This is a genomic window from Larkinella knui (genome assembly GCF_003858645.1).
GTDB lineage: Bacteria > Bacteroidota > Bacteroidia > Cytophagales > Spirosomataceae > Larkinella > Larkinella knui.
Window position 1 is genome coordinate 1,769,702 of sequence record NZ_RQJP01000001.1, and the last position, 15,961, is coordinate 1,785,662.

Annotated in this window: 10 protein-coding genes; 2 read left to right on the top strand and 8 right to left on the bottom strand. The window is 54.3% G+C overall.

Annotation, left to right across the window (positions count from 1 at the left end):
- Positions 1 to 18: 18 nt before the first annotated feature.
- The 5 genes from EHT87_RS07200 to EHT87_RS07220 form a co-directional block, all read right to left on the bottom strand.
- Positions 19 to 2,103, bottom strand: coding sequence for a beta-N-acetylhexosaminidase (locus EHT87_RS07200; protein ID WP_229320882.1), 2,085 nt, complete (start codon positions 2,101 to 2,103; stop codon positions 19 to 21).
- A gap of 13 nt (positions 2,104 to 2,116) precedes the next feature.
- Positions 2,117 to 4,021: a heparinase II/III domain-containing protein gene (locus tag EHT87_RS07205; protein WP_124905259.1), complete on the bottom strand. Its 1,905-nt coding sequence runs from the start codon at positions 4,019 to 4,021 to the stop codon at positions 2,117 to 2,119.
- 75 nt (positions 4,022 to 4,096) lie between these two features.
- Positions 4,097 to 5,683, bottom strand: coding sequence for a SusD/RagB family nutrient-binding outer membrane lipoprotein (locus EHT87_RS07210; RefSeq protein ID WP_124905261.1), 1,587 nt, complete (start codon positions 5,681 to 5,683; stop codon positions 4,097 to 4,099).
- Between the two features lie 11 nt (positions 5,684 to 5,694).
- Entirely contained in the window at positions 5,695 to 8,886 is a 3,192-nt protein-coding gene (locus tag EHT87_RS07215; RefSeq protein ID WP_124905263.1) for a SusC/RagA family TonB-linked outer membrane protein, read from the bottom strand.
- Positions 8,887 to 9,431: 545 nt separating this feature from the next.
- Positions 9,432 to 10,070, bottom strand: coding sequence for a GntR family transcriptional regulator (locus EHT87_RS07220; RefSeq protein ID WP_124905265.1), 639 nt, complete (start codon positions 10,068 to 10,070; stop codon positions 9,432 to 9,434).
- A gap of 244 nt (positions 10,071 to 10,314) precedes the next feature.
- Here EHT87_RS07220 and EHT87_RS07225 point away from each other — a divergent pair, with 244 nt between their 5' ends.
- Positions 10,315 to 11,223, top strand: coding sequence for a sugar phosphate isomerase/epimerase family protein (locus EHT87_RS07225; protein ID WP_124905267.1), 909 nt, complete (start codon positions 10,315 to 10,317; stop codon positions 11,221 to 11,223).
- 29 nt (positions 11,224 to 11,252) lie between these two features.
- Positions 11,253 to 12,830 carry a glycoside hydrolase gene (locus EHT87_RS07230; protein WP_124905269.1) on the top strand — a complete coding sequence of 526 codons (1,578 nt, stop codon included), beginning with the start codon at positions 11,253 to 11,255 and terminating at the stop codon, positions 12,828 to 12,830.
- 5 nt (positions 12,831 to 12,835) lie between these two features.
- Here the strand turns inward: EHT87_RS07230 and EHT87_RS07235 are convergent, their stop codons facing one another.
- From EHT87_RS07235 to EHT87_RS07245, 3 genes are all read right to left on the bottom strand, one after another.
- The gene (locus tag EHT87_RS07235; RefSeq protein WP_124905271.1) at positions 12,836 to 13,663 is read right to left on the bottom strand and encodes a sterol desaturase family protein; all 828 of its coding nucleotides are present in this window, start codon (positions 13,661 to 13,663) and stop codon (positions 12,836 to 12,838) included.
- 130 nt (positions 13,664 to 13,793) lie between these two features.
- Entirely contained in the window at positions 13,794 to 14,969 is a 1,176-nt protein-coding gene (locus EHT87_RS07240; protein WP_124905273.1) for a zinc-dependent alcohol dehydrogenase, read from the bottom strand.
- Entirely contained in the window at positions 14,950 to 15,795 is an 846-nt protein-coding gene (locus tag EHT87_RS07245) for an SRPBCC family protein (RefSeq protein ID WP_124905275.1), read from the bottom strand. The genes EHT87_RS07240 and EHT87_RS07245 overlap by 20 nt, the downstream gene beginning before the upstream one ends.
- Positions 15,796 to 15,961 lie beyond the last annotated feature (166 nt).

Genomic DNA, 15,961 nt, shown 5'->3' on the forward strand with positions numbered 1-15,961 from the left:
AGTTGGGCGGCTGTGGTGTTAAAAGTCGGGTTTAAACAGCTCTTCAAACGGCTGGGTGGCTACGTGCTGGGGCGGGTTTTGAATCCGGTAGTCGTTTACTTTCTGCGCTAATTTCTGCCAGAACGCGTGTTCTACGTCAAACCGCCCCAGAATCGTGTTGAGCCGGTAGGGCAAATACTCCGATTTCCAGGCTTGCTCGTATTCCGATTTTAAGGCCCCGTTTTCATCCATCAGGTCGACCAGCAGACCGTGACAGGGATAGGTCAGGTCGTAGACAACAAAGTCATTTTTCTTTTTATCGAGCATCGATTGATTCCAGCGGTCGCAGATGGTTTTCGCCCACAAAAAACGGGTCGTGGAATACGCAATCAGCCGGGCCGAAACCAGCAGTGAATTGATCATACCGGCATCGGCCGGATCACAGTTGCGGAGCGCCGTAATGAGCTCGCCCTGCGCCTTTTCGCTCAGTTTGCGCGCTTTTTTGAAATCGCTGAGGTGCTCCTGCGTGTTTTTAAGGTAGTAGGGCAAAAACGGGTTGGCCCAGCTTTCGACCAGCGTTCCCCGCGGCATGCCGTTGGTGTTGCGCCCCAGGCACCGATCAAGATACACATTGGCCTGGGCCAGATCGTTGAAGGCCGAGTCGAGACTGGCGGCAACGGAAGGGTACACGATCGCGGCATACGATCGGGCAAACGCTTGTTTAGCAGGGCTTTTTCCCTGCCAGGCGCCAATGCTGCCGTAGGCCATAAACAGCCACGAAGCCCGCACAAACGGCTCGACGGGATCGGTCCAGACCGAGTTGATGAACCCCAGCGTTTTATGACGCATTCCGGCCCGCAGGCACAGATCAATGTTGGTGTAGGTATAGTCGGCATCGGGGTAAATATGGCCCCAGCCCGATACGGCAGGCTGAATCAGGAACGGTTTCTTTTCACTCAATACCGGATTCAGGTACCGGTTTATTTCGACCGTATCGGGTTTGTATTCCCAGATAACCGGTATCACGTCCGGCGGCAGTTTTTTCATAATGTCCGGATAATAGTTGTTCATATCCGTCCAGGCCATGACGGTTTTGCCGTACTGCCTCAGCTCCGTCTGAACAAAATCGAGCTGTTGCAACCACAGATTCTCGGAGTTGATGGCGTGGTCTTTGTCGTCGGCGATGCGTTTGGTTTCCCAGGTTTCATCGAAGCCAACGTGGATAAAAGGGCTGGGAAACAGCGCGGTATATTGCCGGAGCCAGTTTTTGAGCAGCGCATTCACGGCGGGCTGGCGCGGGTCGAGTTCGTGCCCGTAGGCACCGATGGCCAGATCAGCATAGTGTTCCTTGCGCAGAAGTTCGTGCAAATGGCCGTAGAGGTTCAGAAACGGAATGACGTCGATGTGCCGCTGCTTGCCGTACGCAATAATTTCCCGGATCTCTTTTTTGGTGTAGCCCGATTTATAGCCCAGCGTCGGAAAACCGTCCAGTTCAATGCTGACTTCGTTGTAGAAATAATACTGGTTGGTCTTCCAGCGGGCCAGAAAATCGATCTGGCGTTTTATTTCGTCCAGCGTCAGCAAACCGCCGTGGGCAAAATCCATCATGATGCCGCGGTAGGTCAGTTTCGGCGCATCGTCGATCGACACGACGGGCCAGGCAGCCTCCTCCCCCGACCCCTGCATCAACTGCCGGAGGGTCTGAATGGCGTAAAAAAGCCCCGTTGAAGTCTGGGCCGTGATCTCGATTTTCCGGGCCGTTAGCCGAATGCGGTACTGCTCCCGGCGACTGGCGCCCTCTCGGTCGGCCACTTCCGGCAGCTCGCGGCCCGGTTCGGCAATGACCCACGTCAGCGTTGCTGTTGCGGATGAGCTGGCTTTTTTGAGGGGTTTTCCGGTTCGCTCCCGAACATACTGATTAAGCGTGGTTAAAGCGAATGAAACGTCTTTCGGGGCCGATACCGGTAGAAAAACCGCCAGATTCGACACGGAAAAACGGCCCGTTCCGTAGTGAACCGACTGCGGTTCGGGAAACAAAACCGGTCGGGTTTGGGCCAGAACCGAGGTAACCAGCAGGCTGGCAACCCCCAGATAGAGCAGAAATCGCATGCTACACTTTTTCATTTTTGACTACTGGTTACTTTCCCGGCCAGTCCTGCAACGGAAGGCTCGTTTGGCGGGCATTCGTTGTCGGAACTGAGCCGGGAATCAGGAAAACCTGAACGGCTTTTTTTGTATGGGCCGGAACCCGCGTATCGAATCCAACCCGAATCGTACCCGGATTCGGTTCGTCATACGCACGGGGTGCCGTTGTCGGCCAGGTTTGGATCCGGATGTCGCCATCGGGACTAAACAGGGTTAATTTTTTTCCGTTTCGGGTCAATTCCGCCTGGTTGTTGCTGATCATTTTTACCGAAGCTGCGGTCAGCATACTCCAGCGAACCGTGGCCGGGGCCGACCCGGTTTCCACTTCATCCCGGATCAGGACGCCGGTGTTTTTAAGGAGGGCGATGCCCCGTCTGGCGTTGGCCAACTGCCCCTGATACAACGAACTCAGGTCAACGACGGCATTTCTGAAATGCGGCTGGTCAGAAAACCGGGTAATTCGGGCAATGCCTTTCACCCGTTGCAGGGAATCATTGACGGTGAGGGTGTTATGGGAAAAATTGTTGTACCTGAAAATCTGCCAGCGCTGACCGTGCTGCCGATCATCCCACAGATCTACGTTTTTAAGTTCCAGCGGGGTGTAATCCTGAAACCCGAAATCCATCGCCCAGCGAACGCCATCGGCATCCATGACAAACGAACCGGCATCCATGTGCCCGTGCGTTACCAGCGGAGAACCGCCTTTTATCCCGACGAACAAAGCACTCGAATCGGTCCAGGAGGTGCGCATCAGGGCCACGGGATTTCGTCCGGCACCGGTCCAGAAGGTTGTTTTGGGGGCTTCGATGCGGTCGAGCCTAGTGGTGTCCGCCCAAATCATCAAAGCCGGTAACAGCCGCTCGGAAACCTGCTTCAATCGGGCGGGATTGGTCAGAAAATGGCGTTCCGACCACAAAAGCGAGGGGTCGTTCCGCTGGTGGGCAAACCAGAACATGGCGGGTTGCAACGTGCTTCGTTCGGTGGCATCGGAATAGTTGAACGACTGGCCGGCGGGTCCCACGACGTGCAGCAGGTAATCGGCGGTTTTATAGAATCCCCGGTTTTTTTCCAGCCCAAAATTCGTTTTAAATACCTTCTCCAATGCATTCAGGAACAGCACGTTGAACGTGGTGCCGTAGCCCCAATACGTGTACCCTTCCGCAAAAGCGCCATCGGGTTCGTAATCCTTCATGGCAATTGCCACGCTGGCAATCGATCGGTTGATGAGCCGGGAAGCCAGTTCGGGAGCGTCTTCATAAAGGGCCAGCGCCCCGAAGCTGAGTCCGGCATTGCACACCTGATTCCAGTTGTTGGTCACGGTCAGCCACTTGCGGTAATGCGGAAAGGCCGGATCAAAAGCCGTTTGTACGCCTTTGGTCAGCAAGGCCGTCCGAATTTTGGTCCGGGACGTTTCCGAAAGTTCCGGGTAGAGCCAGTCGTAGCCAATGGCCACGCCCATCGTCATTTCGGCCACATCGAGGTAATGGCTCGGATTCCAGTCCGAAAAAGCCGCCACTGCCAGCAATTCCTGCTCGGCCCGTTGCAGGTATTTCCGGTCGCGGGTCGTCCGCCAGGCGTAGCTGAGGTGGAATACCCGAAACAGACAGGTTCTGGATTTGTCGAGCAGACGAACGCCGTACAGTACCCGCTCCACGGGCCTGGTCGGCAGCAGGCTGTCGCATTGCTGCAGGATGTGAGCGTGAACGGCCGCCCAGGTGGTATTGGTCCTGATTTTCTGAAGAATCGCTTTTTCTTCCCCCTTCGCCAACAGCAGCCTGGGATGTTCGGGCAGGACCAGGCCCGCCGGTAAAAACCGGGGGGTATCCAGGGCCGCTACCTGAGCCCGGACCGCCCCTACAGCCAGCAGAAAAACAACAAGCGCGGAAAGAATTCGCATGTTAAAGATGGGTTCAGGTGGCACAAAACGGGTTCGTCGTGTCAGGCTACTGAGCCTGACACGACGAAAACCAGCTTAATTTTTATCCCACCACAAGGGCGTTGCCGCATTGTCGGGGCCATTCAGCATCTTGACGGCTTTGGCCACTTCGGCAGCGTTCGTCTGCTTTTCAGCATCCAGAAACGGCATTCGCCGAATGAACGTACCGGCGGGCAAATCCGTGTTTTCGGTGTGAACAACCGGGTATAATTTGGGCAAACCGGTTCGGCGTACTTCCGCCCAGCCTTCCATACCGTCCGGAAACAGCGCGAGCCATTTCTGCTGGGCAATCTGTTTCCGCTGCATGTCGGCAGAACCGCTCCATTTGATCGGATAATCATTGACGGCGGGAGAATTCATGCCGTCCTTCGGCGCAATGGGAACCGCCGTACTGGCAATGTAGGCACTGATGGCGGCCTGGTCGGTAATGCCCCATTGGGTCATCGACATTTCGATCCCTTTTTTATAGAACTCTTCTGCCGTACCGCCCATGTTCCAGCCGTTCAGTGCACCTTCGGCCCGCAGGAAATACGCTTCGGCGGTATGCATGAGGTCCTGCGAAACGTTGTAATTGGTTTTCCAGTCATTCGCCACCCGGTTGACCCAGCGCGTACCCATGTTGGACGTATAAGGCCGGGAATTGATGTCGATGATTTTTTCGGACGTAAACAGCCCGTTCCGAACGCCTTCGTGTGTACCGGTGGCGACCGCAGGCTGAAAATAAATGGGCAGTCGCGGATCGTTGTAGCCTTTCAGAATGGATTCCATCGTGGCACTCATCCGGATGTCGTCCCACCCGGCCGTAACCGCCAGCCCATTGTATTCGTTGTAGGTCGTGGTCGATTTCGGCATGTACGCGTCATCGGCGACATCCGTCAACACCCCGGCCGCCACGGCCGCTTCGGCCTGCTGTTTGGCCAGCGCGGGGTTCACTTTCGAGATTCGCAGGGCGAGTCGCAACCGCAGGGTGTTGGCAAATTTCATCCAGGCCGTAGCCGGGCTGGCGTTTTTGTTGTAAACCAGATCGTAGGTACCGAACGGTTTTTCGGTTGGATGCGCCTTCAATACCGTCGCTGCGGTTTCCAGCTTTTTGAAGAAATCATAATAGATGGAATCCTGGGGCGTGTAGGCAATGTAGCGTTTGCCCGAAGCGGCATCGAAATACGGAACCGGTCCGAAATAATCGGTCACGCGGTGGAACATCCACACCCACCAGATGTTGGCCAGGGCGTTTTCGGACGATTGCGCCGACGTTCCATTCAGAATCGTTTTCAGCTGCGGGGCCGCCGAGGTATACACCGGGTTCCAGCAGGCCGGCATCCAGTCCTGCCGAACCACATACCGGTCGGTGGGAAACGACTGCGCGGCCTGGGCAAAAAACTGGGAATACACCGACGCTATCGTACCCTCGCCCACTTCAAAATTGTCGGGGCTAAGCGTTGGCGTCATCAGGGCATAGGCAAACAGAAACGGGTATTCCGTGGTGCCCACGCTGCTGATCTTGGTCGGATCGGTATTCATCGTATCGAACTGATCGGTACAACTGGCCAGGCCAATGCCTGCCAGGGCAATCACCACGAGCCGCGTGGTTGCCGAATAAAGGAAATTGAGCCGTTTTAACATGGGAATAGCGGTTAGAATGACAGTTTGAGGTTCACGCCAATGTTGCGGGTCGAAGGCAGGTTGTAATATTCCACGCCCTGGTAGTTGCTGTTGCCGAAGCTAACTTCCGGATCGAAATCCATTTTCCGTTTGCCGACGCCCGGAATGTCCAGAAGCGCATTGCCGCGGTACAGGAAAAACGCGTTGCGGGCCACGAACGACAACCGGGCCATTTTGAAGAAACCGGGCAGGTTTTTGAAGTTATAGCCAAACGTCAGTTCACGCACCCGAACATTGGTGGCATCGTAGGTAAAGAATTCGCCCCAGGAGTAATCGCCCTGCGCGACGGTTTGCCAGAATTTCTCACCATTAATGGCAACGGCATTGGCCTTGCCTTCGGGCGTCACACCGGGAAGCACCCAGGAAGTGCCTTCCCGATTGGCCACGGTGCTGGCGGCCGTACCGGCGTAGGCCATCTGGGCGGCCGTCCCCGAGGTAACGATTCCACCAAATTTACCATCGACCAGAACGGACAGGTTCCAGTTTTTGTAGGTAAAACTGTTGCTGAAGCCCAGCGTGAATTTGGGGTTGTAGTTGCCCAGCCTTTCGATCGCGTCACTTTTTACCGGTACGCCATTGGCATTGACCACGTGTTCACCGTTCAGCTTTTTCCAGGTATACCCGTACAGATCGCCGTACGAACCGCCTTCCTTGATCACCGGCGTTGCCATGCGCACGTTGGCCGACGAACCGAGGTAGAACAGGCTCACGCCTTCGTAGAGCGCAATCACCTTATTTTTATTGAGCGCGTAGTTCAACCCGACATTCCAGGCAAAATCTTTTTTCACGACCGGTTTGCCCGTCAGCATGACCTCAAAGCCGGTATTCTGAATGTTGCCCGCGTTCACATTGAGCGTCGAATACCCGGAAGAAGCCGGCGATGCCACCTGCAGCAGCTGGTTTTCGGAGTTGGTTTTGTAATACGTCAGATCGATTCCCAGGCGGTTTTCGTAAAACCGCCATTCCGTTCCGAGTTCGAGCGACTGGGTCAATTCGGGCTTCAGATCGGCAATCGCCTTGGTGCTGCTGCTGGCAACATACCCGCCGAAACCGCCCCGGATGTACGTATACGTCTGGCCCAGCAGGTACGGATTGGCGTCGTTCCCCACTTTGGTGACGGAGGCCCGGATTTTTCCCAGACTAACCCAGGTGGGCAATTTGAACATTTCGGACAGGATGGCCGATACGCCAACCGAGGGATAGAAGTAGGAATACGGTGCGGGCAGCGTGCTCGACCAGTCGTTGCGGGCGGTCAGATCCAGAAACAGATAATCCCGGTACGAAAGCTGGGCCGTTCCGTAGAGCGACTGAAGTTGCCGTTTGGTGGTTGCGGTTTCCACCTTCAGCGTCGTGGCGTAACTCAGGTCGTATTTGTTGGGAAAACCCAGTCCATCGGCAATGTTGACGCGGTGGCGCAGGCTGCGGTTCAGCAGCGACCCACCCAGATTGTAGTTGATTTTCAGATCAGACGTCAGGCGGTTCGTGCCCGTCAAAAGAATATCGGCATTTCGTTCGGCCACGTAATCGTTGCCTTCCGAGTAAAAACCACCCGGCTGACGGGCGTAATTAACCGTATTGTTGGCGTATTTCTGGCTGATAAAATCGTTGTAACTATCGGAACTGATGCGTCCCTGGATGTTCAGCCAGTCCGTCAGTTTGTAGCGCATCACCATTAAACCGGTCATCCGGCTCCGGTTTTCGTCGTGGTGCGTGTTGTTGATGGTCCAGTACGGATTCATGTATACCGGATCGGGGCTGGTCCAGTAGGTCGGCGTTTCGACCCCGCTCAGGCTCACGTTCTTATAGGTCTTCAGGGTGGCCGGATCGACACTCCGCGGTATTCTGAAAATATTGGCGACCACCAGGCCATCTCCGCCGACACCGGGTTTGTCGTAGATATTCTGGAGCATGTAGGTCAGTTTCGCATCGACGGTCAGGCGGCTCGTCAAATCCACGCTCAACCGCCCGTTGAAGGTATTTCGGGCCAGGTGGTTATTCGGTACGATGCCGTTGATGTAGTTGTTGGAGTACGAGAGGTAAGTCTGTATTTTGTCGGAACCACCGCTGACGCCAATCGAATTGTTGGTTGAAACGGCCGTCCGGAAAAAGTCACTGATGTTGTTCGGATACGCCTGAAGGCCCACGGTATTGCCCTGCCAGTCGGTCACACTTTGTCCGGCAATGGCCGGTCCCCAGCTTCCGTTGGTCTGCGTCGAGTATTTACCGCCCGCGCCCTGGCCATACGAATTCTGCAAATCCGGTGTGGTCAGCGCCTGGTCCATCGTTACGCCGGAATTGATGTTCACGTCGATCTTGCCGCTTCTGCCTTTTTTCGTCGTAATGATGATCACACCGTTGGCTGCCCGGCTGCCATACAGGGCCGCGCCAGCCGCGCCTTTCAATACGTTAATCGACTCAATATCATCGGGGTTGATGCTCGACGCACCGTCGCTCCCACTCTGCCCTCCGGCATCCGTGCGAATCTGACCGGCGGGCGTTGAGTTATCGACGGGCACGCCATCCACCACGATCAGCGCATTGTTTGAGCCCTGAATCGACCGGTTGCCCCGCAGCACAATCCGGGTGGCACCACCGGGGCCGTTGGCCGATGGTGTAATGGTTAACCCGGCGATTTTGCCCGAAAGTGTGTTGGTAAAGTTGGCGTCCCGCACCTCGTTGATCTGTTCCCCGCCGATTTTCTGGATCGAATACGTAATCGTTTTGGCCGCCCGTTCGATTCCGAGCGCCGTTACGACCACTTCGCGCAGAACCATGCTGCTTTCGGAAAGGGTGATGTCGCCCAGCGCCGAGCGGCTGCCGATTTCAATTTCCTGCGGGGTCATTCCGATGTAGGAAATGACGAGCGTGCTGATGGTGCTGGAAACGGAAAGCGAAAACTTGCCCTCCGCGTCGGTGGTCACGCCCGTGTTGCTGCCTTTGGCCACGACCGATGCCCCCGGAACAGCATTTTTCTGATTATCCAGCACCCGACCCGTAATCTGTTTCGTTTGTTGGGCCATCGCCTGGTTCGCCGTCGGCAAACTGACCAGACTCATGGTCCCTTCGATCCCCAGCAGGAAGAGGGTTAGACGGAAAACCCGTCGGATGCGCTTGCCGGGAAAGCGATCAGGACCAATGACAGATGATTTGGCTTGTGTTTTCATAAGGTAGTTGTTCTCAAAATCGCATAATAAAGGGTGTATGAATGAGTTAAGCGTACGCTGAAGAATGGGATGCGCCGGGGTCCGAACGTATCCGGGGCTTTCGGGTAGCACCACCGGTTTTCCGTTTGCCATTCGAATCACTAGCGGTCGAAAAACCGTTGGTGTCGACCCCTATCGTATTTGGGCCACTGATGCGGATAGCATCTTTTATTCGGCTGATCGACAAAAAGGCAATGCAATTCCGTCCTGATTTTGATTACAAATAAAAGCAAATTTTGTAAACAAAATAGAAATAGAAAATAAAATAATTTTCTTCCGAAAATCTGATTCGGACAGCCGGATTAAAAATTAGGTCTGACAATAGGATCACCCAATTCAAAAACGGGGAGCGTACGTACGAGAATGGAATGGATAATGAGGAAAGGGGAAATTCCGGCGTGTAGAAGGGAAAGACCGGATGCGGATCGGGGATCAGAGCCAGCGGGTTGACTCTCATCGACGTATCCGATTCAAAACCGTGCAGTTAAACCCGCTTTGGGGCTTTTTTACTCAATTTCCAATGAAGCGGCCTCACCGCGCAGCAGATGTTTGGTCAGCGCATCCTGGGCGAGTTGCAAATCTTTTTCTTGTAAGGACTTCAAAATCAGCCGATGTTCCTGATCGGTTTGCTCGTAATCATCCATGTAAATCTGCGTTTTGCCGAGTTTTTGATGGAACAGCGGAACATTACTGTTTTCGTAGATGCTTTTCAGTTTATCATTCTGCGCAATATCGATCAGCGTTTCGTGGAACTTGACGTCGGCTTCACACGCTCCGCCAAAATACCCCCGCTCCACCATCGACGTAAAATCATGGCAGATTTCCTCCAGTTTAGCCAGTTGTTCGGCGGTTATTTTCTGAATGGCCAGCCGGATGGCCCCCAATTCCAGAATCTCCCGCAACTCCCGGATTTCTTTGATATCGGCCGCGGTCATCATCTTCACAAAATAACCGCCTTTCTCACCGGGAACGATCAGTTGCTCTCCTTGAAGCCGGGTGAGGGCTTCGCGAACCGCAATCCGGTTGACTTCCAGCTTTTTGGCCCAAATATCTTCCTTCAAGCGAGTGCCGGCCACCAATTGATTGGACAGAATTTTCCGCCTTAATTCACTATATACTTTATTGGCCTGCGAATCAACTTTCATATTTTATAAACAAAAAAGGAATTAATACGCTAACAAATAGAATAATCTCCTAAAAGTAAAGAGTAGCCCATCATCTTCCTAAAAAAAGTTAGCGAAGCCCCCTCTACTTTGCTCTCCATCACCTGGCCAAATGCATTGATTTTATGTCAAATTTCCTTTTGCGGGTGGTAGATAGGTAGAATATCCGGGAAAACGGTTTATTCAGTTATATTCCTTTGTAAAGCATCTGATTGGCTCCGTACCCATGAATTTAGTCGAAAAACAGACTTCCCGAAGATCTTTTCTCAAGCGTACCACCGGTCTGGTTGCCGGTATCGCCGGAGCTACTACGCTGGTTAAAGGTGCTCTGGCGGGTGAAATGACCGCCGGTTTATCCCTGCCGCTGGGCGTTTGCACCTCCTATGACAAGGCCGGTTTATTAAAAAGTATGGGTTTTTCGTTTGTGGAGGAAAGCGTCGGGCGGTTTTTAATCCCGGACGCCGGAGATGAACAGTACGAAAAAAACCGGGTCGCGCTCCAGTCGGGCGGGTTACCGGTTCGGTCCTACATCTATTTTTTTCCGGGTAGCTTAAAGTCGGTTGGGCCGGACCTCCACCACGAAGCCATTTTAAAGCGGGCCGATCTGGCGCTCCGCCGGGCGAAGGAATGCGGTTCCAAAAACATCGTGTTTGGCAGCGGTGGTTCGCGGGCCATTCCCGACGGATTCGACCGGGCCACCGCCAAAGCACAACATATCACCCTGTGCCAGAAAATGGCTCCGCTGGCCGAAAAACACGGCGTAACCCTGGCGGTCGAACCGCTGAACCGGGGCGAAACCAACTTTATTAACAGCCTGGCCGACGGCGTCGAAATTATTCAGGCTGTAAACAATCCCTGGTTTAAGTTGCAATGTGATATTTACCACATGCTGAAAGAGGATGAAAAACCGGAGGAAATCATTAAATATGCCGACTTCATCACGCATTGCCATATTGCCGAGAAACAAAGCCGAACCGCCCCCGGCGTAAAAGGTGATGATTTCAGACCCTATTTCCGGGCCCTGAAACAGATCAGGTACCAGGGCGGATTGTCGCTGGAGTGCAACTGGACCGATTTTGACACCGAAGTAGCGCGCGGAATCGAAGTGGTAAAGAAACAATTGTCGGAAGTCTGAATCCGGTCATAATAGCATTAGTCGATGCGATGAAACTACTTGCAAAAGCCGCTCTGTTCAACCTGGTTATTCTTACCAGCGCGAGTCGTCCCCTTGTCGAGCCTGCGCCACCGCTGGCCCAAACGGTTACGGTTGATTTAAAAGAGGAATTCCAGACCATTCACAGTTTCGGAGCATCCGACTGCTGGTCGGCCAAGTTTATCGGAACCTGGCGCGATGAGACGAAAAAGAATCAGATCGCCGATCTGCTGTTCAGCCTCGATACGCTGGCCAACGGGCAACCCAAAGGAATCGGCCTTTCACTGTGGCGCGTCAACATCGGAGCGGGCAGTTTTGAACAGAAAGACAGCAGCGCGATTCGCGATGAATGGCGCCGGGAAGAATGTTTCCTGACCCCCGACGGACGGTATGACTGGAGTAAACAGGCTGGCAATCAGTGGTTTTTGCAGGCGGCCAAAAAGCGCGGGGTTCGCTATACGCTGGGCTTTACGAACTCTCCGCCCGTTCAAATGACCCGCAACGGCAAAGCGTTTTCGCCCGGCGGGAAAAGCTTTAATCTCAAACCGGCGGCTCTCGGCCCATTCGCCGATTTTCTGGCGACCGTGGCCGACCATTTCAAACTCGATTACCTAAGTCCGATCAACGAACCGCAGTGGGACTGGACCGCGGGTAAAAATGGCAAAGCCAACCAGGAAGGTTCACCGGCCGAAAACACCGATATTGCGGCTGTCGCCAGAGCCTTATCGGAAAAACTGGCGGCCGGCAAAGCCCGGACAACGGTGGTGACCGGAGAAGCGGGCCAGCTGGATTATCTCTACGGGAAAGCCGAGAGCGGCCGGGGAAATCAGCTTGATTATTTTTTCAGGCAACCCACTTCTCTGGCCAAACTTCCCAACGTTGAACCCATCTGGACCTATCACAGCTACTTTTCAACCTGCCGGGATTCGGCCCTGGTGGCCATGCGTCAGACAGTAGCGCAACGCGTGAAAACCATTGGCAATCCGCAGCTCTGGCAAAGTGAGTTCGGGGTGCTGGGCGACATTTGCGGGCAATACAACGGCAGTCCGCGCCACACCGACATCGCCTATGGCCTGTATGTGGCCAAAGTGATTCACCACGACCTGACACTGGCTAACGTAACGTCGTGGCAGTGGTGGCTGGCCATCAATCCGTACGATTACAGCGACGGACTCGTCTATATCAACGGTCCCGACGGCACCTACAAAGCGCATAATAACGCCCGGCACGATGGGCAGGTAATCGACTCGAAACAGCTCTGGGCGTTGGGTAATTATGCCCGGTTTGTGCGTCCGGGTATGAAACGGGTTGCGGTTCGCATCGGTACGGCCAGCAACCCGGTGACGGAGGCCGGTCAGTGTATGGTATCGGCTTACAAAGATTCCCGGCGTAACCAGATCGTGCTGGTCTGCATCAACATGACATCCGACACCCAGCCGCTGGTGCTTCCCGGTCTGAAAATCCGAAAGAATCAATGGGCCGGTTACACGACTTCGGCAACGAAAACCCTGACCCGATCCACCGTACCAACCAACCAGGTTCGGCTGGAACCGAAGTCGGTCCTGACCCTGGTCGGAACGTACCAATAGCCGGGTCAGACGGGTGGGCCGAACAGGATTTCCCAAACCTCGCGGGCCGATTTCGCCTTCCGCAAATCCCGGCCAATGTCTACCCAGACGTGAAAGTTGAGATAAACCGGGTTGAAAGACGCCACCGGTTTGGTCAGGCCGTAAACCGGTTCCTCATCTTCTTCCTGAAACGTTCCGAAGATCCGGTCCCAGATGATGAGCGACGAACCGAAGTTTTTGTCGAGATACCGGTCGTTGCTGCCGTGGTGAACGCGGTGGTGCGAGGGCGTGACGAAGAAAAATTCAAACCAGCGCGGCATTTTGCGGATCACTTCGGTATGAATCCAGAACTGGTACAGCAAATCGATCTGGTAACACGTCAGAATCACCACCGGATTGATACCCGATACCCAGGCCGGAACGAAAAAAATCAGCTTTAAATGCTGCGTCCACGAATTTCGGAAGGCCGTCGAAAAATTGAGGTGTTCGGAGGAATGGTGGGTGACGTGGGTGGCCCACCAGACCCGCTGTTTGTGGGCGATGAAATGGGCAAAGTAATTGCAGAGATCAATCAGTGCGTAGGCTACCAGCCACGTCCACCAGTGGGTTTCGATGCGCCAGGGGACGATTTTGTAGAAAAACAATGCCATTCCGAAAACGCTCGTTTTCAGAATGGCATTGATGAGCAAACTGCCCAGGCCAATTCCGACGGATGACCAGAAATCCCGGCTTTGATACCGGTGTTCTTCGTCATGACGGGTCAGCCAGTATTCCAGAAATACCGACCCAAACACCACCGGAGCGGCATAGGCGGTCAGGGGGAGCAAGTCCTGCTCCAGTTGCTGCAAATCCATTCGTTCGTTGTTTACTGTTCGAACCAATGACAATCGTAAGCAACCTCACCCCTATTTTAGATCCTGAAAAATGAATAAGAAATTTCAAAATTTGCTGATAAACAGCCAATTAACTTCATCATTCTGAACCCTAAGCCACTCCGCCCGGGGCAAACACCACGCGCATCGTTTGCTTCTTATTGAACAGATCGTAGCCTTTCATCCCGTCGTCCAGCGACATTTTCTGGGTGAACAGAAAGGACGGGTCCAATCGGCCGTTTTGCATGTGGTCGAACAACTCAGGGATGTATTTTTGGGAGTGCTGCTGACCCATTTTAAACGTCAGGGCTTTATTCATGGCCGCTCCCATCGGAATGCTGTCAACCAGACCGCCGTACACCCCGACGATCGAGACGGTTCCGCCCTTCCGGCACGCCATAATGGCATCGCGCAACACCAGCGGACGGTCGCTTTCGAGCCGCACGTATTGCTTTGCTTTGTCATAATAATAGGCAAAACTGTCCGAAACCGCTTCCATGCCCACACAATCGATGCACCGATCGGGACCACGCCCGCCCGTCATTTCGCGCAGAGCTTCCTGCAAGTTCACTTTGGAAAAGTCCAGCGTTTCGGCTTTTCCGTGTTCCCTGGCCAACCTTAGCCGTTCCGGTTCACGGTCGATGGCAATCACCCGGGCCGCACCCTTGATCCAGGCCGACTGAATGGCCATTTGCCCCACGCCCCCGCAGCCCCAGATGGCCACGGTATCGCCGGGTTGAATGTCGGCCATGTCGGCGGCCATGTAGCCCGTCGGAACGGCGTCGGAAACAAACACCGCCGATTCATCCGAAATGCCCTCCGGAATGACAAACGCACCACGGTCGGCAAACGGCACCCGGATGTAATCCGCGTGGGAACCGGCATAGCCGCCGAAGGCGTGTGAGTACCCAAAAATACCGGCGGATGAATCGCCATAGGCTTTTTCGAGCATCCAGGCGTGCGGGTTGGAGTTGTCGCAAAGCGAAAATGCCTGCGACTGACAGTACGAACATTCTCCGCAGGCAATGATGGAACCCACCACCACGCGGTCGCCTTTTTTCAGTTTTTTCACTTCCGTTCCGACCTCGACCACCTCGCCCATGAACTCATGGCCCAGAATGTCGCCCTGCATCACGGTGGGGACGTAGCCGTTGATCAGGTGCAGATCGGAACCGCAGACGGACGAATAAATGACGCGCAGAATGGCGTCTTTCGGATTGAGAATGGCGGGATCGGGCACCCGTTCGGTGCGCAGATCGCCCACGCCGTTATAACATAAGGCTTTCATGCTTTTCCTGGACGGTTGCGTATTCAGATGACGGTTTTTCTAAAGATTCATTCTCTTTGGTCCGGCCGGAGGACTGGCCTTTGATGGTGGCAATTTCACCGGTTTCCAGCAACTGCTTAAACCGCCGAAGGTCCTGTTTGACCATCTGTTTGAAGGTCGGATTGAACAACTTCATGATCGTCCCGCCCAACTGTCCGGCGGGCGGGCGGTATTGAATCGTGGCGTGAACCTCCGTTCCGCGGCCACCGGGCGCATCGATAAACCGCACTTCTCCGGCGTTGTCGATGCGGGCACCTTCCACCGATTTCCAGACAATGCGCTCATTCTCAACCTCATCGATGATCTGCGCATCCCACTCCACCGAACCCAGCACTTTGGCGAACGGGTTGTCGGCCAACTGAGCTACCCAGTGTGACCGTTTCGGATCAATCTGTTTTATCTCCTTCAGGTGGAACATAAACCGCGGCAGGTTTTCCAGCTGTCGCCAGTATTTGAATACTTCTTCGCGCGGTTTATTGATGGTCAGGCTTTTCGAAATCTCAATGGCATCCACAATTTCATCTTCCTGCGCCGTGTTTCGCCCCAGCCGCTCATTCATCGGACAATACCCTGAGGTGCCCCGGTACGTCAGATACCCACCGACAGCCGCCAGCAGCAACCCGCCGAACGACGCTTTTCGAAGACCGTAGGACAGGAGTAGCGCCCCACCGGCTGCCGACAAAATCCGCTCGGAAGCGCCGACATTAATCTGGCTCGACCCACTTGCCTCCGGTTCAATTTGACCCATTCCGAGTACGTCCGAAACCGGTCTTTTTTCATTTGCCATACCTTGCAGTTTTAATGTTGAACTTTCATAGGCTAACCCGTTCCGCTGGCAGTTGTTTGGAAATCCGAGGCAAGAGCGGACACAGGCCTGAAATTTTAGGCACGGGCGTGGTGCTGAAGTCCCCCGGACTTTGATTTGTGCGATTAAATGATTAACTAGGATTTCT